Origin of the sequence: Phytopseudomonas flavescens, assembly GCF_900100535.1 — a bacterium.
Classification (GTDB): Bacteria; Pseudomonadota; Gammaproteobacteria; order Pseudomonadales; family Pseudomonadaceae; genus Aquipseudomonas; species Aquipseudomonas flavescens.
Genome location: NZ_FNDG01000004.1, coordinates 270,437 through 292,821, shown reverse-complemented (window position 1 = coordinate 292,821; position 22,385 = coordinate 270,437). Strand labels below are relative to the sequence as shown.

25 protein-coding genes and 1 pseudogene are annotated in these 22,385 nt (G+C 63.3%); 15 read left to right on the top strand and 11 right to left on the bottom strand.

What is annotated here, in order from left to right; genetic code table 11:
* Positions 1 to 3: 3 nt before the first annotated feature.
* Together BLR94_RS07420 and ttcA are read right to left on the bottom strand one after the other, a co-directional pair.
* Positions 4 to 480, bottom strand: a complete 477-nt coding sequence (locus BLR94_RS07420) for a hypothetical protein (protein WP_084304112.1) — start codon at positions 478 to 480, stop codon at positions 4 to 6.
* Between the two features lie 11 nt (positions 481 to 491).
* On the bottom strand, positions 492 to 1,316 hold the full coding sequence (gene ttcA / locus BLR94_RS07415; protein ID WP_084304111.1) for a tRNA 2-thiocytidine(32) synthetase TtcA: 825 nt from the start codon (positions 1,314 to 1,316) through the stop codon (positions 492 to 494).
* 146 nt (positions 1,317 to 1,462) lie between these two features.
* Here ttcA and BLR94_RS07410 point away from each other — a divergent pair, with 146 nt between their 5' ends.
* Positions 1,463 to 2,041, top strand: a complete 579-nt coding sequence (locus BLR94_RS07410) for a DNA-J related domain-containing protein (protein WP_084304110.1) — start codon at positions 1,463 to 1,465, stop codon at positions 2,039 to 2,041.
* 86 nt (positions 2,042 to 2,127) lie between these two features.
* On the top strand, positions 2,128 to 2,622 hold the full coding sequence (locus tag BLR94_RS07405) for a SprT family zinc-dependent metalloprotease (RefSeq protein ID WP_084304109.1): 495 nt from the start codon (positions 2,128 to 2,130) through the stop codon (positions 2,620 to 2,622).
* A gap of 24 nt (positions 2,623 to 2,646) precedes the next feature.
* Here the strand turns inward: BLR94_RS07405 and BLR94_RS07400 are convergent, their stop codons facing one another.
* The 4 genes and pseudogenes from BLR94_RS07400 to BLR94_RS27095 all read right to left on the bottom strand — a co-directional run.
* Positions 2,647 to 3,534, bottom strand: a complete 888-nt coding sequence (locus BLR94_RS07400) for a chemotaxis protein CheV (RefSeq protein ID WP_084304108.1) — start codon at positions 3,532 to 3,534, stop codon at positions 2,647 to 2,649.
* A 78-nt stretch (positions 3,535 to 3,612) separates the two neighbouring features.
* Positions 3,613 to 3,849, bottom strand: a complete 237-nt coding sequence (locus BLR94_RS07395; protein ID WP_084304107.1) for a glutaredoxin family protein — start codon at positions 3,847 to 3,849, stop codon at positions 3,613 to 3,615.
* A gap of 53 nt (positions 3,850 to 3,902) precedes the next feature.
* Positions 3,903 to 5,027, bottom strand: a complete 1,125-nt coding sequence (locus BLR94_RS07390) for a DUF5610 domain-containing protein (protein WP_084304106.1) — start codon at positions 5,025 to 5,027, stop codon at positions 3,903 to 3,905.
* A gap of 161 nt (positions 5,028 to 5,188) precedes the next feature.
* A pseudogene (locus BLR94_RS27095) lies at positions 5,189 to 5,329 on the bottom strand (ammonium transporter); the annotation flags it as partial.
* A 364-nt stretch (positions 5,330 to 5,693) separates the two neighbouring features.
* Between BLR94_RS27095 and BLR94_RS07380 the strand changes: the two are divergent.
* The 4 genes from BLR94_RS07380 (at position 5,694) to BLR94_RS07365 (ending at position 8,118) form a co-directional block, all read left to right on the top strand.
* Entirely contained in the window at positions 5,694 to 6,023 is a 330-nt protein-coding gene (locus BLR94_RS07380; protein WP_042555727.1) for an ElaB/YgaM/YqjD family protein, read from the top strand.
* A 12-nt stretch (positions 6,024 to 6,035) separates the two neighbouring features.
* On the top strand, positions 6,036 to 6,419 hold the full coding sequence (locus BLR94_RS07375; protein WP_084304104.1) for a phage holin family protein: 384 nt from the start codon (positions 6,036 to 6,038) through the stop codon (positions 6,417 to 6,419).
* The gene (locus BLR94_RS07370) at positions 6,416 to 6,757 is read left to right on the top strand and encodes a hypothetical protein (protein ID WP_084304103.1); all 342 of its coding nucleotides are present in this window, start codon (positions 6,416 to 6,418) and stop codon (positions 6,755 to 6,757) included. Before BLR94_RS07375 ends, BLR94_RS07370 begins: the two co-directional genes overlap by 4 nt.
* 188 nt (positions 6,758 to 6,945) lie before the next feature.
* Positions 6,946 to 8,118, top strand: coding sequence for an EAL domain-containing protein (locus BLR94_RS07365; protein WP_084304102.1), 1,173 nt, complete (start codon positions 6,946 to 6,948; stop codon positions 8,116 to 8,118).
* 34 nt (positions 8,119 to 8,152) lie between these two features.
* On the opposite strand, the gene BLR94_RS07360 is transcribed toward BLR94_RS07365, so the two are convergent.
* Positions 8,153 to 8,599: a helix-turn-helix domain-containing protein gene (locus tag BLR94_RS07360; protein ID WP_084304101.1), complete on the bottom strand. Its 447-nt coding sequence runs from the start codon at positions 8,597 to 8,599 to the stop codon at positions 8,153 to 8,155.
* A 135-nt stretch (positions 8,600 to 8,734) separates the two neighbouring features.
* On the opposite strand from BLR94_RS07360, the gene BLR94_RS07355 reads away from it, so the two are divergent.
* The 5 genes from BLR94_RS07355 (at position 8,735) to BLR94_RS07335 (ending at position 13,745) form a co-directional block, all read left to right on the top strand.
* Positions 8,735 to 8,935 (top strand): MerR family transcriptional regulator, encoded by a 201-nt coding sequence (locus tag BLR94_RS07355; protein ID WP_084304100.1) that lies wholly within the window; start codon positions 8,735 to 8,737, stop codon positions 8,933 to 8,935.
* The gene (locus BLR94_RS07350; RefSeq protein ID WP_084304099.1) at positions 8,932 to 9,228 is read left to right on the top strand and encodes a LasR-specific antiactivator QslA; all 297 of its coding nucleotides are present in this window, start codon (positions 8,932 to 8,934) and stop codon (positions 9,226 to 9,228) included. Before BLR94_RS07355 ends, BLR94_RS07350 begins: the two co-directional genes overlap by 4 nt.
* Positions 9,229 to 9,484: 256 nt before the next feature.
* The gene (locus BLR94_RS07345; protein ID WP_084304098.1) at positions 9,485 to 10,816 is read left to right on the top strand and encodes a deoxyguanosinetriphosphate triphosphohydrolase; all 1,332 of its coding nucleotides are present in this window, start codon (positions 9,485 to 9,487) and stop codon (positions 10,814 to 10,816) included.
* A 2-nt stretch (positions 10,817 to 10,818) separates the two neighbouring features.
* Positions 10,819 to 11,916 carry an FUSC family protein gene (locus tag BLR94_RS07340; RefSeq protein ID WP_084304097.1) on the top strand — a complete coding sequence of 366 codons (1,098 nt, stop codon included), beginning with the start codon at positions 10,819 to 10,821 and terminating at the stop codon, positions 11,914 to 11,916.
* A 50-nt stretch (positions 11,917 to 11,966) separates the two neighbouring features.
* Positions 11,967 to 13,745: a cache domain-containing protein gene (locus tag BLR94_RS07335; protein ID WP_084304096.1), complete on the top strand. Its 1,779-nt coding sequence runs from the start codon at positions 11,967 to 11,969 to the stop codon at positions 13,743 to 13,745.
* Positions 13,746 to 13,848: 103 nt separating this feature from the next.
* On the opposite strand, the gene BLR94_RS07330 is transcribed toward BLR94_RS07335, so the two are convergent.
* Positions 13,849 to 14,193, bottom strand: a complete 345-nt coding sequence (locus tag BLR94_RS07330; protein ID WP_084304095.1) for a YggL family protein — start codon at positions 14,191 to 14,193, stop codon at positions 13,849 to 13,851.
* Positions 14,194 to 14,349: 156 nt separating this feature from the next.
* Between BLR94_RS07330 and dacB the strand changes: the two genes are divergently transcribed.
* The gene (dacB, locus tag BLR94_RS07325; protein ID WP_084304094.1) at positions 14,350 to 15,828 is read left to right on the top strand and encodes a D-alanyl-D-alanine carboxypeptidase/D-alanyl-D-alanine endopeptidase; all 1,479 of its coding nucleotides are present in this window, start codon (positions 14,350 to 14,352) and stop codon (positions 15,826 to 15,828) included.
* 54 nt (positions 15,829 to 15,882) lie between these two features.
* Here the strand turns inward: dacB and rlmKL are convergent, their stop codons facing one another.
* Positions 15,883 to 18,129, bottom strand: a complete 2,247-nt coding sequence (gene rlmKL / locus BLR94_RS07320) for a bifunctional 23S rRNA (guanine(2069)-N(7))-methyltransferase RlmK/23S rRNA (guanine(2445)-N(2))-methyltransferase RlmL (protein ID WP_084304093.1) — start codon at positions 18,127 to 18,129, stop codon at positions 15,883 to 15,885.
* A 423-nt stretch (positions 18,130 to 18,552) separates the two neighbouring features.
* Between rlmKL and rmf the strand changes: the two genes are divergently transcribed.
* Positions 18,553 to 18,768 carry a ribosome modulation factor gene (gene rmf / locus BLR94_RS07315; protein ID WP_073268316.1) on the top strand — a complete coding sequence of 72 codons (216 nt, stop codon included), beginning with the start codon at positions 18,553 to 18,555 and terminating at the stop codon, positions 18,766 to 18,768.
* A gap of 91 nt (positions 18,769 to 18,859) precedes the next feature.
* Here rmf and BLR94_RS07310 read toward each other — a convergent pair whose 3' ends face one another.
* Both BLR94_RS07310 and BLR94_RS07305 read right to left on the bottom strand, forming a co-directional pair.
* Positions 18,860 to 19,882, bottom strand: a complete 1,023-nt coding sequence (locus tag BLR94_RS07310) for a quinone-dependent dihydroorotate dehydrogenase (protein WP_084304092.1) — start codon at positions 19,880 to 19,882, stop codon at positions 18,860 to 18,862.
* Between the two features lie 74 nt (positions 19,883 to 19,956).
* A complete protein-coding gene (locus BLR94_RS07305; protein ID WP_084304091.1) occupies positions 19,957 to 20,178 on the bottom strand; it encodes a DUF2835 domain-containing protein in 222 nt (73 codons plus the stop codon).
* A gap of 162 nt (positions 20,179 to 20,340) precedes the next feature.
* Between BLR94_RS07305 and BLR94_RS07300 the strand changes: the two genes are divergently transcribed.
* Entirely contained in the window at positions 20,341 to 21,204 is an 864-nt protein-coding gene (locus BLR94_RS07300; RefSeq protein ID WP_084304090.1) for a DUF6685 family protein, read from the top strand.
* A gap of 98 nt (positions 21,205 to 21,302) precedes the next feature.
* The gene (locus BLR94_RS07295; protein ID WP_244158110.1) at positions 21,303 to 22,301 is read left to right on the top strand and encodes an alpha/beta fold hydrolase; all 999 of its coding nucleotides are present in this window, start codon (positions 21,303 to 21,305) and stop codon (positions 22,299 to 22,301) included.
* Positions 22,302 to 22,385: the final 84 nt, after the last annotated feature.

The window sequence follows — 22,385 nt, the reverse complement described above, 5'->3', positions numbered from 1 at the left end:
GATCTACTGGAGTTTGAACGGTGCAGCGAAGCGACCCTCGCTCACCTCGATGAAGCCTCCGCCGCCGAGGCGCTTGAGGCGACCGTCGAAGCTGCCGCGCACGCCCCAGTCGTCGATGCTGTCGATCCTGAGGTTGAACGCGGCGCCATCATCATCACTGAGCGCCGACCAGATTTCTGTGCCGTCCTCATGCTGTATGGCATAACGACTGACCAGCCTTGAGCCTGACAAGCTGTAAGTACCCGGTTTGATCTCGCCGCCCAGCGCCCACAGTTCGAAATCGTAACTGTCGCTCATGGCCCCATCGTCCAGACGACCACCAATCACCAGGTGCTCGCGGCTCTCGGCAAACTGGGCCAGCAATTGCGCATCGAAGCGAGCGGCCTTGCCGCCCAGTTCGAGCGCCAGGTGGCCCTGCTCGCCACTGCCGCCACAGGCCCCCAGTACCAGGCAGAACCACGCCAGCATTGCCTTGTACATGGCCGCTTCTCCTACAGATTCATCACGTTCAAGAAACGCGGCGTGGCCTGCTCGTCGATCTTCAGGCTGCCGAAGTCGAACAGATTGCGGTCGGCTAGCTGCGACGGCACCACGTTCTGCAAAGCACGGAACATGATCTCCGTACGTCCCGGGGATTTTCGCTCCCAGTCCTGAAGCATGTCCTTGACCACCTGACGCTGCAGGTTCTCCTGGGAACCACAGAGGTTGCACGGAATGATGGGGAATTGCTTGAGCGTGCTGTACGCCTCGATGTCCGCCTCGTTGCAATAGGCCAGCGGGCGAATCACCACGTTGCGCCCATCGTCTGCGCGCAGTTTCGGCGGCATGGCCTTGAGGGTGCCGCCGTAGAACATGTTGAGGAAGAAGGTCTCGAGGATGTCGTCACGGTGGTGACCGAGGGCCATCTTGGTCGCACCGATCTCGTCGGCGAAGGTGTACAGGGTGCCGCGTCGCAGCCGCGAACACAGCGAGCAGGTGGTCTTGCCCTCCGGGATCTTCTCCTTGACCACCGAGTAGGTGTCCTTCTCGACAATGTGATAGGACACGCCGATGGACTCCAGATAAGCCGGCAGTACGTGCTCGGGAAAGCCAGGCTGCTTCTGGTCCATGTTCACCGCGACGATCTCGAAGCGAATCGGCGCGACCCTCTGCAGGTACAGGAGGATATCCAGCATGGTGTAGCTGTCCTTGCCACCGGACAGGCAGACCATCACCTTGTCGCCCTCCTCGATCATGTTGAAATCGGCGATGGCTTCGCCGGCCTGGCGACGCAGGCGTTTTTGCAGCTTGTTCTGATTGACCGAGAGGGTGCCCATGGCGCGCGTAAATCCGCTAGAGATACTGAAGGCACGCATTTTACCCAGAAAACGAGGCCCGCCCCAGTCACAAAACGGCCGACCGTCGCCGATCAGCGCGGCCACCTGGGCGTGCAAGCCCCGCGCCCTTCGGCTAAGGTGAGCCGATGAACGACGCGATCCCGCCCTGCCCACCCCTGCTCGAACTGCTCCAGGCGGCACCCGAAGGCCTGTCCGAGTATGAGCTGCTGCTGCGCCTGAGCCGCTGGCATGGGACCCCAGAGCGCCTACCCAGCGTCCCGCTGGAGCTGTTTCGCACGCACTTTCTACTGTTCCATACCCTCTACCGATTGCGCGATCAGTTGCATGCAGAGCGTGTCGCCCTGTTGCAGGTCAGCCCGCTGTGCATCCGGCTGCTGCCTTATCATGCCGGTGCAAGCGCCCTGAGCGAGCGAGACCCGCTGCGCGACTACTACCTAGACCTCGACCACCTGCGCAGCACGGACGCCGAGGACGTTCAGCAGTTGCTCGGTGCTTTCTGGGTTCGCCTGCAGGGCGGCGAGGAAAAACAATCCGCCCTCGCCACCCTCGAGCTGGATAGCCACGCGACCGACTTGAACCTGTCGATCATCAAGCAGCGCTACCGGCAGCTGGTCAGCCTCCATCACCCCGATCGAGGCGGTTGCACGCAGCACCTGCAGCGCATCAATCACGCCATGGAGACGCTGCAGCGCTACTACCGCTGACGACAGGCACCGTTCAGCCCGCGAGCGCTGCATCGCGAAAGGATCTGCGGCATAATCCGCCGCTGCCACTGTCCCCCGATGCCCCCATGCCAGACCAGATCCACGCCCGTGTCGAAGCCTGCTACCAGCAGGCTGAAGCTTTCTTCAAGCAGCACTTCAAACGCCCCGAGGTGAGCTTCAAATTGCGTGGCCAGAAGGCCGGGGTGGCTCATCTCACGGAAAACAAGCTGCGCTTCAACCCGCAGTTGTACCGTGAGAACCAGGAAGACTTCCTGCGCCAGACGGTTCCCCATGAAGTCGCACACCTGGTTGCGCACCAACTCTTCGGCCTGCGCATTCAGCCCCATGGCGAGGAGTGGCAACTGATCATGCGTGGCGTCTATGAGCTGCCCGCACACCGCTGCCACAACTATGACGTGAAACGCCGCCAGGTCAGCCGCTTTATCTATCGCTGCGAATGCCCACAGGCGGAGTTCCCGTTTTCCGCGCAGCGTCACGCACTGGTCGCCAAGGGCCGCCGCTATTTCTGCCGGCGCTGCAGGATCACCCTGCGCTTCACCGGTGAACAGCGATTCGAATAGACCGCCGCAGAAACAGGCCGTGCCTCAACCGCTGAGGTGCCGGAGCGCGCGCAACAGCGCCTTGCCGAGGTCTACGCTGGAGAACTTGGTGAGCACGTCATTGGCTCCGACGACACGGGCCTTTTCGGTGTTCATGGTGCTGTCCAGGGAGGTGTGCAGCAGCACGTAGGTGTCCCCGAGTTCGGCATCCTTGCGAATCTGCTGGACCAGGGCATAGCCGTCCATCTCCGGCATTTCGATATCCGAGACCAATACCTCGATCGGCAGCCCCTGCTGCCGGGCAACATGCAACAACTCCAGTGCCGCGGCGGCACTGCGTACCGCCTGGCAGTCGAGGTCGAGCTTGCGCAGCGTGATCAGCGTCTGCTGCAGGGCCACCAGGGAGTCGTCGACGACCAGCACGCGACGCCCCTGCAGGAGTTGCCGCTCGCTCGGACTGAGCAACTGCTCGGCCACTTCCTCGACGGGAGCCGGCGCGATTTCATGCAGCACTTTTTCGATATCGAGAATCTGCACGATAGTGCCATCGATCTGCGTTACTCCGGTGATGAACGCACGCGCACCCGCGCCTGCGGGTGGCGGCCGTACATCGCGGGTCGAGCATTGCGCGATGCGCTCGACACTGTGCACGTGCAGCCCCTGCCGCGAGCGGCTCAGCTCGGTGACGATCAGGCAGCCATCCTGCGTGTCGCCGCCGCCACGCTCACCGACCGCCCGCGCCAGGTCGATGACCGTCAGCGCGGACCCGCGCAGCATGGCCACGCCCCGCACATGGGGGTGCCGGCTGGGCATTCTGGTCAACGGCGGGCAAGGAATGATCTCATTGACCTTGAGCAGATTGATGCCCAGCAGACGGCCACTGTGCAAACGGAACAACAGCAGCGACAGGGCATCGCCCAGCACCGTACTCATGGAAGTCACTCCCCTGCAATTCTGGAAAAGCACACCTTGCCCGAGGTCGATGCATCAGGCTCCAGGTACGCAGACGGTTCAGCCGAGAAAGGCGGCTACCTGAGGCGCGTCGAATGGCCAGGGCAACTCCGACCCCGTATCCGTGCGTTTCAGCACGGGTATCAGTAGCGCGTAGCGCTCCAGCAAGTCAGCGTGTTCGGCGATGTCCACCAACTCGACCAGCAGACCATGCTCGACGAACGGCATCAATATCGCCTCGGCATATTCACAGAGGTGGCAGCCGGGAGTCCCCAGCAGTTGGCACTCGGCGAGCATCGGTCCGCCTCCACAGCGATAAAGGCGTCAGTCTACCACCCTGGCGCCATCACTCAGACGCCCGTCGCCTCCTCATCCGTATTCGGCAAAAGCGTGGAGCCCAGCAGATCCTGCAGGCCATCGAGCAACCGCCCGTTGAGTTGCTCGGCCTTGCTCAGGCGCTCTTCGTCGAAACGCTCGTCCAGAGAGAACCCACCCTTGAGCAGATCCTGCAGCAGGCCCTTGCCGTCACTGGACAACTGGCTGGCGCTGCGCAGCGAATCCAGCAGGCTCTGCGCATAGTCGGTGAGCGCGCCATTGACCGCACTGGCTGGCTGGCCACCCTCGCTGGATACCGAGCCATAGGTGTCGGTGGCCTGGCGCACGCTGGTCTGCGTCAAGCGTAGCGACATGGACGCCAGCTGCGAGCCATCCATGTTGAGCGACATGGCCCGATCGAAGGCGCCCGCCACATCCCCGGAATAGAACGCGTTGGAGAGATCCTGCACCTGGCTGAACAGGTTCTCCAGCGCCGCCTTTTCCTGGTCGTTCAGATCCCCCTGCACATCCACCTGCCAGCTGCCGATCTGCAGGCTGCCGGACTGGCTACTGGAACCTTGGGTGCGCGACCAGCCGGCCGACGCCTGGGCGATCGAGACACGCAGGCGATCCCCTTCGCGGGTAGTGATATCCAACTCGAAGCTTTCCGCAACCGCCGCGAAACGGTCGCTCGAAGCGAGCACGCCAGTGGTGCTGCCGCTGCCGGCCGAGGCGGTGCCATATTGCTTGTCGAGTCCCGTGAGCCCCTGCTGAATGCGCTGAGCGGTGTCGTCGATGTCAGTGGCGACCTTGCCATTGAGCATGCTCAGGCCATCGAGCATCTTGCGCGCCTCGGCGAAACCCTTCTCGACCCCGGAGCGCGCCTGCTCCATCAGTTTCTGCAGATCCTCCGGGCTTGCACCGGAGGCCGCTTCGCGCTTGAGTCGCTGTTCGATGAAGCCAAGCACCCGATCCGCTACCTTTTCCGGCGAGAAATCGTCCTGTTTCGCGGTCAACGAACCGGCGGGCAGACCGAGGCGCTCGGCGAGCCGATTGGACAGCGCGACCTGGGCATCGGCTGCGCTACGGATGCTGGTCTGGCCGCCCACCTGGGGCGAGCGGCTGGTCGTGGAGGTCGACAGGGGCAGGGAAATGGTCATGGCAAGTCACCGAAACGGAGCATGTTCAAGGTTGACGGCAGCTCCCGATAAAAGTTTAGGGCAGCCATGCACGCAATCGACCAGAGGATTCGCCGAGCGCTCGGGCGCCTCAGTCGTGGCTGACCGCGCCAATCTGTGTATCGACAGGTCGGCGCCGTAATACTCCTGCTCCTGACCGAGCCGAATGCCGACAGAAAGGCGAAGCCCGCGTGTATGGCCAGCACCATGATCGCGCCGATCAGGATGAACAATGTGTTGGAGCCGTGAATAAGGGTTTGCACGGCACCGTTGAGGGTTTCCATCGTGGCAGAGGCTCCACAGCGAAAAGCACCATAAACGAACATTCGCCACACGAAGGCACCAGAAAAATGCACAGCTCGTTATTCGAGCCGGCCATTTTTGCCGGCGAGCGCACCATTGCCGCTCGCGAGTGCCGCTACATCGGCACTTACCATTTGACTATCAATAGGTTAAGAACACGCCGGAGAGCTGCCCCAAAATCGGGACAGGCACCATAAACAGGCATGCCCGGCACGGACGCGCGTCTGCAATGCAATGCTCATGCCTCTCGATCCAGCTTCATCCCCGTTGATTCGCAGATAGACTGAACCACGCCAATCGGCAACCACTCGAACCCCTTACATCACACCTTCAGGAGAACGATCCATGGCCCGCCCACTTCCTTCACGCCCTGCTGCACCCGCCAATAAAGAAGAGCTGCTCGAAGAGTTTCAGGCTCTGGTGCGCGACACCGAGGTTCTGCTGCAACACTCGGCCAGTCTGGTCGGCGATCAGGCCGAAGAGCTGCGCGCTCAGATCCGCGACAGCCTGGGCCGTGCGCGTTCGACGCTGAAGAACACCGAAGAGAACGTCGTGCTGCGCGGCAAGGCTGCGGTCGGCGCGACCGAAGACTACGTGCAGACCCACCCATGGCAGACCATCGGCATCGCCGCCGGCATTGGTATACTGATCGGCATGCTCATTAGCCGACGTTGATCAGGACAGCACATGGATGACAGCCAGACAGCACCTCCCAGCCGCGGCCCCTCACCGCGGCGCCTGGCCGGTGCCCTGCTCGGGCTGATTCACGGCCATGTCGCCCTGTTCAGTGAAGAGTTTCGGGAGCAGCAGGCGCGTACCGTCACCCTGCTGATCCTGACCGGCCTGTGCATATTGTTCGGGCTGTTGCTGATCATCGGCCTGTCCGCCGCCCTGCTGATCGCGTTCTGGGACAGCCACCGCATGCTGGTGATAGCCCTGCTCTGCCTCTTCTATGCAGTGGGCCTGCTTGCGTGCGCGGCGAGCCTCGTCCAGCGCATGCGCAATGCTCCAGCCCCATTCAGCGCCAGCCTCGAAGAACTGGCCCGCGACAGGGAGCAACTGCTGCCATGATTCGCCCCAGCGGCAAAACCTCCACCCAGGAACTGCGCAAGACCATGCTGCGCCTGCGCCTGGAAATGCATCGCCAGGAAATTCGCCATGAAGCCATGGTCATCCTGGAACCCGTGCAGAAAGCCAAGGATTTCGGCAACCACTGGCGCCAGGAACTCAAGGGCAGCAACGCACCAATCTGGATCACTGGCGGCGTCTTCGCATTGACCTTTCTGGGTATGCGCGGGGGCTCCTGGCGTCGCTGGCTGCGCCTGGCACTGGAGTCCTTTCCGAGCCTGAGGAAACGCCCTGCCCCCTCTGAAGGCAAAAAGCCAGCAAAAGCACCTGAGAACCACTGATACTGGCCACGTTCTTGCTAGGAGGGAGCCTGGATCAGCCGGATATTTCACGGCGTCAGCTTTCTCCATGTTCGAGGCTGCTACCGGTTCGGCACGGCCACGCCCGCGCCCGATGAACCAGGCCGCCTGGACTTCTCGCAGCAGCGCGGCGTGCCCCGAAACGGCAATGGCCCCTAAGGATGTGCTCAGTGCTCGACGGTCAACCGCTCGCCGTCTTCCAACCCTTCATCGACACGGCTACCGGCGAGATCGCCGGTGTCGAGGCCCTCGCCCGGCTGCGTGACGCGCAGGGTCGCCTGCACTCTGCGGGGCCGCTGTTCGCCGACCCCAAGACACCGCCAGCCGCCCTGCGTCGCTTCGACCGGCAGATCCGCGAGCAGGCGCTGATGCGTTTTCACGACGCGCCCTCGCAATGGTTTCTGAGCCTGAACATATCGCCACGCTGGATCAGCCGCTTGCGCCCCACCCAGGCGCTGCCCAGCCTGCGGCAGCTCGAGCGCAGCGGTATCGATCCCAGGCGTGTGGTTTTCGAGATCACCGAACTGGGCGGCGCGAGCCAGCGCCTGCCTGGCGTGGTGGCGCGCTACCGGGAAGCCGGTGCACGCATCGCCATCGACGACTTCGGTGCGGGCTATTCCCAGCTCGACCGGGTGCTGGCCCTGCAACCCGACATTCTCAAGCTGGACATGCGCCTGTTCCAGGAGGCCGCTCGCGGCGGCCCCAGTGGCGAAGTGGTCAAGGCCCTGGCGATGATGGCCGAGAAAACCGGCTGCTGGATCATCGCCGAGGGCGTGGAAACCCATGCCGAGCTGGATTTTGCCCTGGAATGCGGAGCCCGTTACGTGCAGGGCTATCTGTTCGCGGCGCCCGAGCCGGCGTTCTTTGGCCACGCGGCCTTCGTCGAGCGCTTCGCACGGCTACGCGACGAGTACGTACAGCGGAAACTGGCCGAGCGAACCCATCAGATAAAACTGCGCAAGCAACTCGCCGAGTTGTTCGCAGCGCTCAGGAACGATCTCGAAGCTGGCGTGCCGGCCGTGCTTGCAACACCACTGGCCTACCCATGGCTGCTACGTCTGTATCAGTGCGACCGCCATGGCACGCAGACCACCCCCAACCTGGAATGGCGCAACGGCGCCTGGCTGGCCGATGATCGCTACATCGGCCATAACTGGTCTTGGCGGCCTTACTTCTATCAGTTGCTCGCCGAAGGCCGGGAGGAACGTCGCCTCATCCTCTCCACCACCTACCGCGACGCCACCAGCAACCAGTACTGCCTCACCGCCGGCCAGTTCATCGACGACGGCGACCGCCTGTTACTGGTCGATATCGATGCACGGGCACTGCTGCCGGCCCCCTGAAAGGATTTTCGCAGCCACAGCAACGCGCCTGTCTTCACTCCCCGTCATCCACGCCCTTCGAGGGCGCCTTCGGCGCCTGGGCAACCGGCGATTCGGCATTTGCCTGGCGCTCGATTTCCAGCAGCACATCGCGGTGACGCTGCTGCCATTGCTGCAGATCCAGGCCACTGCGCTGGAGAAGATCGGGGTTGCGCTGCACCAGATAGACCGCGGCCTTCTGTGCCGAGTCCGCCACCTTCAGTTGCAGGGGGAGCGGATCCAGGGGGCCTTCGTAGGCGATCCAGCGACTGAAGTCCTCGAATTGGCTGCACACCTTCTGCAGGTCCTCGTCATGCATGCGCTGCCAACCGTTCTCGATGTTCTCGATACGCTTGGCCGTCATGCCGACGATTTCGGCGAAGGCATTGCGACTCAACCCCATCAGCTCACGCAGCGCACGCATCCGCTCGCCAGCGGTGAACAGAAAGCGCTTGTTGGACATGACTCAACTCTCATCAGGTGGCATGCGTTCAAACGCATTGACATACTAATATTTAGTGATTGACACTACCCACGACCCTACTCATCCCGTGGATGAGTCTACGGAGCCGATCATGTTGCAGGAAGCAGAATCAAAGTGGAAGAACTCGACCTCTCTCACCTGCCCAACTCACCCCGCTACGTCACCGTCCGACGTTTCGCCGAACTGATTGGCCTCGGCGAAGATCGCGTGCAGACGTGGATAGACGATGGACTGCTGCCCGTGACACGTATCGCCGGCCATGTGCTCATCGACATGCAGCGGCTCGGGACGCACCTGGACAGAGGCCGCTCGTGAACGAGCAACTGCTGGCCAACATTCCGGCGTTCGGCAGCCAGCCGGCGATGGTCGTGGACTGTCCACTGGCCCTCCAGCCGGTCGTCGATGCAGGCATACGCAGTGCCAGCGACTGGTACAACGACCCCCACCCGCGCCCGCTCTGGCGCCAGCTCGCCTATGCCAGGGCGATGTACGAACCTGACGGACCTCGCCAGGCCTTCGAAAGCGGCTTTCTCAATCACCTGCAACAGCGCCTCAGGCATCTGCAGCAAGAACAGCCTTGCAGTTGCTGCCTCGAACAGGGAAGCTAGGGCCGGTTGACGTTGCAGAGCACGCCGTACGAGAACTTCGCCGCTGGCGGCATTCCACGCTAGGGATAGGCCATGGGTATCTGCTCGTGTGGCAGGCAACCGGCTGGCGGAGCCCAGGCCCTTCGGCGGCGAGCGGCCTTCCGTGCAGCGGTGCGGCTACGCCAACACCCCCATAGGAAACACCTGCAGGTCGCCGAATGTGGCCGGCAGCAACGCCCGACGAGACGCATCGCCGTCCCTGGTAAAGGAAACACGCTTGGACTGGCAAACCCTGCTCACCCGCGAACGTCTCGGCAAACCGGCACCCAGCGCCGATGAACTGGGACGTAGCCCCTTTCACAAGGATCACGACCGGATCATCTTCTCCGGCGCCTTCCGCCGCCTGGGCCGCAAGACTCAGGTGCACCCGGTATCGAGCAACGATCATATCCACACACGGCTGACTCACTCGCTGGAAGTCAGTTGTGTGGGCCGCTCCCTGGGTATGCGGGTCGGCGAGATATTGCGCGGCGAACTGCCATCCTGGTGCGCGCCAAGCGACCTGGGCATGGTGGTGCAATCCTCCTGCCTGGCTCACGACATCGGCAACCCGCCTTTTGGCCACTCCGGGGAAGATGCCATTCGCCACTGGTTCCAGCAGGCGGCAGGGCGGGGCTGGCTGGACGCCATGAGCGATGCCGAGCGCGGCGACTTCCTTAGCTTCGAGGGCAACGCCCAGGGCTTTCGTGTGCTCACCCAACTGGAGTACCACCAGTTCGATGGTGGAACGCGGCTGACCTACGCGACCCTCGGCGCCTACCTCAAATACCCCTGGACGTCCCGCCATGCGGAAGCCCTGGGTTACAAGAAACACAAGTTCGGCTGCTACCAGAGCGAATTGCCGCTGCTCGAACAGATCGCCGGCAAGCTCGGCCTGCCGCAACTGGAGGAGCAGCGTTGGGCGCGCCATCCGCTGGTCTACCTGATGGAGGCGGCAGACGACATCTGCTATGGCCTGATCGACCTGGAGGACGGCCTGGAAATGGAGCTGCTCGACTACACCGAAGTGGAGTCGCTGCTGCTTGACCTGGTCGGCGACGACCTGCCGGAGACCTACCGCCAACTGGGGCCCGCCGATTCACGTCGACGCAAGCTGGCGATCCTGCGTGGCAAGGCCATCGAACACCTGACCAACTCGGCGGCCCAGGCCTTCGTCGCGCAGCAACAGGCGCTGCTGGCAGGTACCCTGGAGGGCGACCTGGTCGAGCACATGCACGGCCCGGCCAAGGAGTGCGTGCAGGCTGCCAAGGCGATGGCCCGGGAAAAGATCTTTCAGGACAAGCGCAAGACCCTCCACGAGATCGGCGCCTACACCACCCTGGAAATTCTTCTCAATGCCTTCTGCGGCGCGGCGCTGGAACAACACGGCGGGCGTACCCCCTCGTTCAAGAACCGGCGCATCCTCGACCTGCTCGGCCATAACGCACCCGATCCGCACTGGCCGCTGTACCGCTCCTTCCTGCGGATGATCGACTTCATTGCCGGCATGACCGATAGCTACGCCACCGAAATGGCGCGCGAAATGACCGGTCGCTCGAGCCCGGTCTGAGCATGCGCCAGGTATTGCGACAGCTGTTCAGCTGGCACGCCGGGCCACCTGCCTGGGGAGCGGCCATAGTGGCGGGCCTGGGCTGTGCACTGCCCTTGCTGCTGGGGCTGTTCAGCGCTCATCCGGGCTTCCTGTGGGCCTCGGTTGGCGCCTTTCAGGCTGCCCAGGCCAATCCACTGCATCGCTTCGGCATGTTGCGCATGCTGCTGCTCACCGGCCTTGGCGCCTGCAGTGCCGGGCTGGGCTTCTGGTCGGCGACGCACCCGCTGATCAGTCTGTCGCTGTTCGCCGGCTTCGGCCTGCTGCTGGCCTGGTTGCAGCGTTACGGTGCCGAAGCCGGCAAGCTGGGTATCGGCCTGACCGTGTGTCTGTGCCTGGGGCAGGGCCAATATGGCAGCAGCACCCTGAACAACCCCTACGCCATCGCCACGCTGTTCATTCTCGGCGGGCTGTGGGTGATGCTTCTGGCATTCGGCCTGCGCGGCGTCCACGGCCTGCGCATGTGGCCGTACATGCCGCGCCTGGTGAGCCTGCTCAAGGTGCTGCGCCGCCACGCACGTCGCCAGTCGCGCCAGCAATGGTGGTTGTACGCCACGGGCTGCATGCTGGCGGTCTCCCTGGCCGGCCTGATGGTCAATCTCGCGCACCTGCAGCGCGGCTACTGGCTGACCCTTGCGGTGGTCACCACCCTGCAGCTGGAGTTCAGGGGCAGCCTGGTGCGTGCCCTGCAGGCGAGCATGGCCAGCCTGAGCGCCGCCGGGCTGTTGATCCTGTTCGGCCACAGCCTGCAGAGCCCACCGATGATGGTGGCCATCATGCTGCCGCTGATCACCCTCAGCCGCGCACTGCAAGCCCACAACTATGGCCTGTTCGTACTGCAGACCACGGTGTGTTTCGTGCTCCTCGCCGAGAGCCTGGCCAGGGACTGGCACCTGCCACAGGTACGCTTGTTCAACGTCACCCTGGGCATTTTGCTGACACTCTTCATCGCCCTGCTGATGCATGGCCTGCGGCAATGGCTGGACAACCGTGGCGCAGCGAAACAGCGCCTGCCGCACGGTGATGGCCCGCTGCAGTCACACCAGTCGGCAGAATCCTGAACGCTTGACTATGCTGGCCATTTAGCAGCGCCACCGTGGAGCGACGCGCGATGCTCGGCAGCTTCCCATCTGCACACCGCAGACTCCCCCTGCACATCCATATCAGCGTGCTGTTCATGCTGATGCTGCTGCTCGCAGGTGGCACACTGGGCCTGTTCACCTATCGCCAGACTACGGCGATCATTTTCTCCAGCAGCGCATCGCTGTTCGAGCACATCCAGCAAGACGTGCATCAGGGTATCAGCGCCACCTACCGGCCGATCCATCACCTGCTCGGCGTACTGGCCTTCGCCGAGGGGACACGCAGCGACGATCTGCAAGGGCGCCTGGCACTGCTCGCCCCCTTCGCCCAGGCGCTGCGTGACAATCCCACGCTGGCTTCGCTGTATCTCGGTTACCGCAGCGGCGACTTTTTCATGGTTCGCGCCTTGCGTAACCGAGCCATCCAGCGACAATTCCAGGCGCCTGACGGTGCATCCCTGCAAATCTGGTCGGTCGAGCAGCACGATGCTGGCAGAATCGGCGAGTATCTGTTCTTCGACGACGCGCTGAATCTGCTGGAAAGGCGCACGCTGGGCAGTCAGGATTACGACCCGCGCATGCGCGAGTGGTACAGCCGTGCCCGCAGTCAGAACGGCAGCGTCACCACCACGCCCTACGTATTCTTCTCCTCGGGCGCGATCGGCACCACCCTCGCCGATGCCGCCGGTGAGGAGGCGGTCATTGCCGCGGATCTGACCCTGGAAGATCTCTCCGCCACCCTGATCAAGCACAAGGTCACTCCCAGTAGCGAAGTGGTGCTGTTCGATGCCCGGGGCCTGGCCGTGGCCTATCCCGATAGCCAGCGCCTGCTCAGCCACACCCCCGAGCCACGACTGCGGCCAGTGACCGAACTGCTACCGGAGCTGGCCGGCACGCTGCGCGAACTGGCTCCGGGGCACAACCAGCAGGGTATCGAGACGCTGAACAAGCGCCGCTGGGTGGTCTCACGCAGTCACGTCAGCGAAGGTGGGCCCGATGGCCTGTACCTGGCACTGCTGGTGCCCGAGGACGAACTGCTCGCCGATGCCTACCGGATTCGCTGGCAAGGCGCGCTGATCACCCTGACCACCCTGCTACTGTGCCTACCGATCGCCTGGCTGCTGTCGCGTTGCATCACCCGGCCGCTTGCCGCATTGCAGGATCAGGCCGAAGCAATGGCACGGTTCGACTTCGCCGCAGCCGGCGGCGTACGCTCCTCGGTACTGGAAGTGGACTGCCTGGCCCAGGCCATGGCACGGATGAATCGGGCCCTCATCCATTACCAGCAGATCATCGCCGAACTGGGACATCAGCCGAGCGTTCAGGCGCTGCTGAAATGGATAACCCGGCAGACCCTGCAGGCCATCGATGCCCAGGCTGGCGTCGTCTATCTGGTCGAGGATGGGCGCCTGCGCGCGCAAACGCTGGAGTTGGGACACAGTGGCGACAGACTGCGCGCCAGCGACCTGCAGACCCAGCCGCTGGATGGTGGCGATTCGGCGGTCTGGTTGGCCCAGGCTCTGGATAAGGGCAGCGCAGCACTGTCACTGGGCTTCGACAAGGCCGGCGATCTTCAGCCGCTGCTCAACGTACTCGGTACACCGCGCGTGAACGTACTGGCCATTGCCTTGCGTGATCGACAGGGCGAGCTGCTCGGCCTCTTCGTGCTGCTTCAAGGCGAGCTGCTGGACGGCCATTGCGGCATCCTTCATGAACAATGCGTGGCATTCAGCGAAGCCGTGGCAGCGATTACCGCGCGGCATCTGGAGAGTCGTCAGGCCGAAGAGCCCGAGAGCGGAGCGGGATGAAGGCTGCTGCGCCGGCTCAGGTTGTTTAGAAGGCCGTCACAGCCATCGAACCGTCATCGTCCTGCGCAAATGAGAAGGGCCTCGAACGAGGCCCTTGCAGGAATCAGGAAGCCGAGTTGATCTCGTTCTCCGGATACCAGACGTCGAGCAGGGGGCTGACGCTGAAGTCGACCAGTTCAGAACGGCCCTTCAGCCACGCCTCGACAGCGGTGCGCTGCTCTTCGCTGACCGAACCGCGCTTGGACAGGCACACCAGGCCGTAGTCGTCACCACCGACATAGCCCAGGCCATTGGCGGTCATGGCATCACTCAGGAATGCATCGAGGAAGGCGTCGACGGCTTCGTCGCTCAGGTCTTCCTTGAAAGTCAGGTTCAGTTCGAAACCCAGCTCCTGGAATTCGTCGACACAGAGTTTCTTGCGCAGACGACGGGAACGATTGGTAGCCATGGGTAAAAATCCTTCAGAGTGATAACGCGCGGCACTCTACCAGCTTCGCGCCCACGATGCCCGTCAACCGATGAAAAACCCAGCGATTGCAGCCCTGATAGCGAAGCCATGGGGCATAATGCGCGGCATTGTCCCAAACCGCTGTGGGAGCTCGTAATGCGATTTTTCGTTGTACCCGTCGTCCGGAGGCTGCGCATTCTCCGCCCTCTGGCACTCGCCTGCCTGGTACTGCCCACTGCCCTGCCCGCCCATGCGGCGACCAGCGCCAACCTCCCGGAAAGCGTGGTCAAGAGCCTCAAGGCCAACAAGATCGGCCAGCAATCGTTGTCGGTGGTCACCCTGCCGCTCACTGGCCCGGGCAATGGCACCCTCTTCAATGCCGATGTGTCGGTGAACCCGGCGTCGACCATGAAGCTGCTGACCACCTTCGCTGCACTGGAACTGCTCGGCCCGACCTATCAGTGGAAGACCGAGTTCTATACAGACGGCCAGCTCAAGGACGGCGTACTCAACGGCAACCTGTACCTCAAGGGTGGCGGTGACCCCAAGCTGAACATGGAAAAACTCTGGCTGCTGCTGCGCGATCTGCGGGCCAATGGCGTGCGTCAGGTGACTGGCGACCTGGTGCTCGATCGCAGCTATTTCTCGCAACCGAACCTGCCCGCCTTCGACGACGACGGCGGCGATGCCAACAAACCCTATCTGGTCACCCCCGACTCGCTGCTGGTCAACCTCAAGGCGCTGCGCTTCATCGCCCGCGCCGAGAGTGGCAAGGTCAGCGTCGCTGCCGAGCCACCGCTGGCGGGGTTGACGCTGGATAATCAGGTCAAGGTGCTCAAGGCTGGCAAATGCCCCGCCTGGCCGGACGTGCGCTACAACCCGGTCAAGGAGTTCGACGGCACCCGGGTGATCGTCACCGGCCAGTTGACCGATGGCTGCAGCGCCCAGACCTACCTGTCGCTGCTCGACCATCCCGGCTATGCAGCGGGTGCCGTGCGCGCCATCTTCCAGGAGCTGGGCGGCAGCATCATGGGCAAGAACCGCCAGGCCGACGTGCCGAAGAGCGCGAGCCTGCTGGCGCGAGCCTTTTCCCCCGATCTGGTGGAAATCATCCGCGACATCAACAAGTACAGCAACAACACCATGGCCCGGCAGCTGTTCCTCAGCATCGGCGCGCAGAATCGCACCAATGCGGATGTCGACGACGCCCACGCTGCGCAACGGGTGATTCGCGCCTGGTTGGCCCGCAAGGGCATTACCGCGCCGCAGTTGGTAATGGAGAACGGCTCCGGGCTGTCCCGGGCGGAGCGCCTGAGCGCGCGAGAAATGGGCCGTATTCTGGAGGCTGCCTGGAAGAGCCCTTATGCTGCCGAGTTCATCAGCTCCATGCCGATCGTCGCGTTGGACGGCACCATGCGCAAACGCCTGCGCAACACACCCATGGCCGGCCAGGCGCACATCAAGACCGGCACCCTGAACAACGTGCGCGCCATCGCCGGCTTCAGCCGCGACAGCAACGGCAACAGCTGGGCCGTGGTGGCGATCCTCAACGACCCCAAGCCATGGGGCGCCTCGGCGATCCTCGATCAGGTGCTGCTCGACCTCTACAAGCAGCCGAAGAGCGCTGCCAGATAAAAGCATGAGGTAGCCTGGGTATCGCTGCGCTCGACCCAGGCTACGGTTTGTCAGTTATTTGGCCATCAATTTCCACGCGCGGTGGATCTTGGCGTTGCGGGCGAAGTCCGGATCGAGGGTCGCTGCGCTGATCTCTTCCACCTGATAACGCGCAGGCAGTTGCTCATCGAGCAGGAACTTGCGGAAGTTGTTGGAAAAATACAGCACGCCACCCGGCGCCAGGCGTGCCATGGCCAGATCCAGCAGTTGCACGTGGTCACGCTGGACGTCGAACACACCTTCCATGCGCTTGGAGTTCGAGAAGGTCGGCGGGTCGATGAAGATCAGCTCGTACTCGCCGCGATCATCGGCCAGCCAGCTCATCACATCGCCCTGCTCGAGGCGGTTCTTGTCGGAAAAACCGTTGAGCGACAGGTTGCGCCGCGCCCAGTCCAGATACGTCTTCGACAGGTCGACGCTGGTGGTGCTGCGCGCCCCCCCCTTGGCCGCATGCACGCTGGCCGTAGCGGTGTAGCAGAACAGGTTGAGGAAACGCTTGCCCGCGGCTTCCTTCTGGATGCGCAGGCGCAACGGACGGTGGTCGAGGAACAGCCCGGTATCCAGATAGTCGGTCAGGTTGACCAGCAGCTTGATGCCGCCCTCCTTCACTTCCATGAACTGGCCCTGAGCGGCCTGGCGCTCGTACTGCCTGGTACCACTTTGCCGCTCGCGGCGCTTGATCACCACCCGGCTCTTGTCGACGCCCAGCGCCAGGGGAATGGCCGCCAGCGCATCGAACAGACGGGCCTGGGCCTTTTCCGGGTCGATGGAACGTGGTGCGGCGTACTCCTGCACGTGCACCCAGTCGTGGTAGAGGTCGATAGCCAGGGCATACTCGGGCATATCGGCATCGTAGACACGGTAGCAGTCGACGCCCTCGCGGCGCGCCCACTTGCCGAGCTGCTTGAGATTCTTCTGCAGACGGTTGGCGAACATCTGCCCGCCTTCGCTCAGCCGCGCTTGCTCCACGGGAGCCGGTGCAGGTCTGATCGGGTTGCCGTTGCGGTTGAGTTTCGGTTCTTCGACCTGCTGTTCGTTCTGCTCAGGTTCACGCTCACGCTGCTCGGGAGTACGGCGCTCGCCGGTGACGAACTGCTCAGGCTGCACCTTGATCAACAGCAGCTTGCAGGGCAAGGCACCGTTCCAGAAGGCGTATTGTTTGTGGCTGCGGATGCCCATGCGCTTGCCAAGGTCCGGGGCACCGGTGAATACCGCGGCTTCCCAGCCCATGCAGGCCTGGCGCAGGCGCTCGCCAAGGTTCTGGTAGAGGTACAGCAGGCTCGCCTCGTCGCCCAGGCGCTCGCCGTAGGGCGGGTTGCTGATCACCAGGCCTTTCTGGTTCTGGTCAGGGCGTGGCTCGAAGGTCGCCACTTCGCCCTGGTAGACCTTGATCCAGTCGCTCAGCCCAGCCCGGTCGATGTTGTTGCGGGCAGGCTGGATCAGTCGCGGATCGGCCTCGTAACCGCGGATCCACAGCGGCGGCTTGGCCAGGCCGGCAGCGGCACGCTCTTCGGCTTCAACGCGCAAGCGGTTCCAGGTGGCCGGCACGTGGCCGAGCCAGTTGCTGAAGCCCCATTGTTCGCGGGTCAGGTTCGGCGCGATGTCGGCAGCGATCATCGCGGCCTCGACCAGAAAGGTGCCCACGCCGCACATGGGGTCGGCCAGGGCGCCACCTTCAGCGGCGATCCGCGGCCAACCGGCGCGGATCAGCACGGCGGCAGCAAGGTTTTCCTTCAGCGGCGCGGCGCCCTGCTGCAGGCGGTAGCCGCGCTGGTGCAGGCTGTGACCGGACAGATCCAGCGACAGCACCGCCTCGCCACGATCCAGACGCAAGTGCACGCGAAGGTCAGGATTGAGCTTGTCCACCGACGGGCGGGTGCCATCGGCCTGGCGCAGCTTGTCGACGATGGCGTCCTTGACCTTCAGCGCGCCGAAATGGGTGTTGTCGATGCCCGAACCATGGCCGCTGAACTCGACGGCCAGGCTGCCGCTCGGCTCCAGGTGTTCGAACCAGTCGACATGGAGCACGCCCTGGTACAGGGTCTGCGCATCGCGAACCGGAAAGCGCGCCAGCACCAGCAGCACCCGGTTGGCCAGGCGCGACCACAGACACAGGCGATACGCCGTTTCCATGCTGGCCACACCACGAATGGCCGAGGTGTGTTCGCGAGCCTGCTCCAGGCCCAACGCCTTGGCTTCCTCCAGCAACAGGCCTTCGAGCCCCTTGGGGCAAGTGAGGAAGAGTTCGTTATCGTCCGACATCAGAAATCCAGTGCCCGCAGGCGGTAATGGGTTGGCGCCACACGAGGCGCAACCAAAAATAAGTGACAAAACGTCGCAAAGCGACCCTTCGTCGGAATAAATAGCAGGTGTAATCGATAGCCATTCACGATGGCAAAACACCAGCAGACAAGGGGTAAGGCCCCGGTTAGCGCGACTTTCGCCGAGGCCCAGGTAAAAATTACCCGTAGCTTATGGCCTCACCCGCAAAACCGTTACGTCCTTATGACAAATCGATCATTCACACCGGTTCATGCATTCGATAGAAATCTACCCAGGCCAACGTCGCAATGACGCTGGCACAGGAGGCTCGCGACGCCGGCAGCGGACTCCATGGCAGACCTTCTGCCTGACCTCCGAGAGGTCTACGGGACATAAACAGTCAACAAGTGAGGGCAACACCCTATGAGAAGACTTAAGCGTGATCCGTTAGAAAAAGCTTTTTTGCGCGGCTATCAGTACGGTATCAGTGGTAAATCCCGCGAGCTGTGTCCTTTCACTCTTCCGTCCGTGCGTCAGGCCTGGCTCAATGGCTGGCGTGAAGGCCGCGGTGACAACTGGGACGGTTTGACCGGCACCGCCGGTATCCATCGACTCAACGAACTTCGAGCTGTCGGCTAAACCAGGGACCAACCGACTTCACCAAGCACGCTCCATCCGAGCGGCGGGCGAGAGCCCAGGGGCCCCCAAGGGGGCCCTTTTTATTTCCCTCTCAGCGGCGCACCGCGGCAATCGCGTCCACCGCTTCGCGAATCAGCGCCGGCCCCTTGTAGATGAACCCCGAGTAGATCTGCACCAGGCTCGCCCCTGCCGCGATCTTGTCCGCGGCATGACGACCTTCGGTGATACCCCCCGCGGCGATGATCGGCACACGTCCGCCCAACTCGCCCGCCAGCACGCTGACCGTATGGGTACTCTTGTCGCGTACTGGCGCGCCGGACAGGCCGCCGGCCTCGTTGGCAAACGCCAGGTTCTCGACCCCCTCGCGGCTCAACGTGGTGTTGGTGGCGATCACCGCATCCATGCCGCTCTCCAGCAGCGCTGCCGCAACCTGAACGGTTTCCTCATCGGTCATGTCCGGGGCGATCTTGATCGCCAGCGGCACACGGCGGCCGTGGCTCAGTGCCAATTCGTCCTGACGCCTGCGCAGGGCATCGAGCAATTGCTTGAGCGAGTCGCCGAACTGCAGGCTGCGCAGCCCTGGCGTGTTCGGCGAACTGACGTTGACCGTGACGTAGCTGGCGTGGGCATAGACCTTGTCCAGGCAGATCAGGTAATCGTCGACCGCTCGTTCCACCGGGGTGTCGGCATTCTTGCCGATGTTGATACCCAGCACCCCACGGAACCGGGCGGCACGCACCCGGGCAAGCAGGTGATCGACACCATGGTTGTTGAAGCCCATGCGGTTGATGATCGCCTCGGCTTCGGGCAGGCGGAACAGCCTGGGTTTGGGATTGCCTGGCTGCGGACGCGGTGTGACCGTGCCAATCTCGACGAAGCCAAAGCCCAGTTGGGCGAAGCCGTCGATGGCCTCGCCATTCTTGTCCAGACCGGCGGCCAGGCCGACCGGATTAGGGAACTGCAGGCCCATCACGGTGACCGGCAGGCTGTTCGGTGCCCGGCTCAGACGCCCGGCCAGACCGAGACGGCCGGCCGCGCCGATCAGGTCGAGGGACAGTTCGTGAGAGGTTTCCGGGGACAGTTTGAACAGCAGCTCACGGGCCAGGTTGTACATGGGCAGGCTCAGCTCGTCGGTGGCGAAATCGAAAGGCGCGAATTATAGCCGCCCAGCAGCCCGCCTAGCGAGGCCTACGGCAGCCGACGCAGGCTCAGCAGCTCACCGTCCTCGCTGAAGTGCAGCTCGAAGGCGCCCCGGATACCGTCATGGCCGAAAAACGGTCGGAAGTGATGGGAGGGGATGCTCACCCGCCGGCCATCGCGACTGACGGCCTGAATGCGATTGGCCCGTCCCTGATAGATGACCCGCAGGCGCTCTGCCGATAACACGATATCCAGAACCAGAGTGGGCATGGGGAGCTCCTCGCAAACGAATGAACGGATTCTGCCACACTGCCGCCGGCAGTGGCTCGCGGCTGCCTGGCACTTGCAACGCGCCACCTCGCTCCCCCCCTCTCGCCACGGGCGGCCAGCTCTGCCACACTGCAGCGGGCATACCGAGGTCCGCGAATTGTCATGAGCCTGCCTGAACAGCCCAGCCCCCTTGCCTCACGCCTGGCCGCACTGGCTCAACGCGTGGGGCTGCTCGGCCGTGGCGGCAAGCCGATCTTCGAGCGCGCCAGTCGGTTGCGCCTGCCATTTGCAGCGATTCCAGGCTTCGCCGACAGCATTTGCTGGCTGGGCGGCCCGCCCCTGCATCGCCTCAAGAAGCTGCCCCGTAACGCGCTCTCCGGTCCCGTACAGGAGGACAAGGCCGACGCTCACGCCGCCCTGACCAATCTCGTCGAGGTCGTGCATCGGCAGATCGACCAGCTCGACCTGCGCCGGGTCGACAGCCTGGTGCAGTGCGACGAACGCCACGCCAGTTTCGAAGACTACGCCGCCAGCGCAACCTGCCGGAAAATCCGCATCATCAGTTACCGGGACTTTCTCAAGACCCTGGGCCAGGCACTGCCGGGTTTTCCCGCTCAACGCCTCGACCTCTGGCAGGCCCAATGGCGCGGCGAGCGCCTGTTCTGGGCAGGCGAATCGCACCCAGCGGCCTTCGCCAGCGCCGTGGCCTATGCGCGGCTGCGTGGCCTGGAAATCGGTCTGCCGGCAGACATCACCCACTACCGCATCAGCGAAAACGGCCTGCGCGATCTGCAACGGCGTTACCACGCCCTGGCCATGCCCTGCGCCGCCTGGAGCGATGCCACCTTCATGCAGTTGCTGATGGATCACGACGTGCCCTACGCGCGCCTGAGCCTGCTGCGTACCCCGGGCTCACCCGAGTTCCTGCTGCTGCCCAAGCACTCGCCACAGGCATGCGCCCTGGGCGAAGGCCTGTGCCAGGCCGGCGCCCCGGATATGCTGCGTTACGTTCGCGAGCTGGGCTGAAACCCACTACTGGGACAGGTTTTGTAAACACTTGCCGGCAATGCCGGCCGCGTGTTGCTGTCAGTCTTTGCTCCTCCCCAACGCTTGGAGCATCCCCCGTGCGCATTGCCCTCGCCACATTACTGATCGTTGGCAGCCTGCCAGCTCTGGCTGCCGAAACGCCCAGTTATGGCCCAGAACTGCAAGGTTTCGATTACCCCCACGAGATCAAGCGCTTCACCTTCGACTCCCAAGGCAACTCGCTGCAGATGGCCTACATGGACGTGCGGCCGAAACAGGCCAATGGCCGAACCGTGCTGCTGATGCACGGCAAGAATTTCTGCGGCGCGACCTGGGAAGGCAGCATCGCCGCCTTGAGCGAGGCGGGTTATCGTGTGGTGGTGCCGGATCAGGTGGGCTTCTGCAAGTCGAGCAAGCCTGCTCATTACCAGTACAGTTTTCAGCAACTGGCCCGCAATACCCATGCGCTGCTGGAACAGCTGAAGATCGAGCGCGTGACGGTTTTGGGTCATTCCATGGGCGGCATGCTCGCCACGCGCTACGCCTTGCTCTACCCCGAACAGGTCGAGCAGTTGGCGATGGTCAACCCGATCGGCCTGGAAGACTGGAAGACCCTCGGCGTGCCCTACCTGAGCGTCGACCAGTGGTACCAGCGCGAACTGAAGAGCACTGCCGAAGCCAGCCGCAACTACCAGAAGAACACCTATTACGCAGGCCAGTGGCGCCCCGAGTTCGACCGTTGGGTGGAGATGCAGGCCGGTATGTTCAACGGCGATGGCAAGGAGATCGTCGCCTGGAATTCGGCGCTCACCTACGACATGGTCTATACCCAGCCGGTGGTCTATGAGTTCGCCAACCTGACGATGCCCGTGCTGCTGCTAATTGGCGAGAAGGACAATACCGCGATCGGCAAGGACGCCGCCCCCGAAGCGCTGCGCGGCAAACTGGGCGACTACCAGGTGCTGGGCCCGGCGACGGCGAAACGCATTCCCGATGCGACCCTGGTGACCTTCCCGGATCTCGGCCACTCGCCGCAGATTCAGGAGCCGCAACGTTTCCACAAGGCGTTGCTCGAAGGCCTCCAGCAGAAGCCTTGAGACGGCGATCTTTTCGTTGGCCCGCGGGGTGCCCACAATTCGCCCGCAAGCCGACTCCTGCACGGATACCTCGCTGCCGATGGC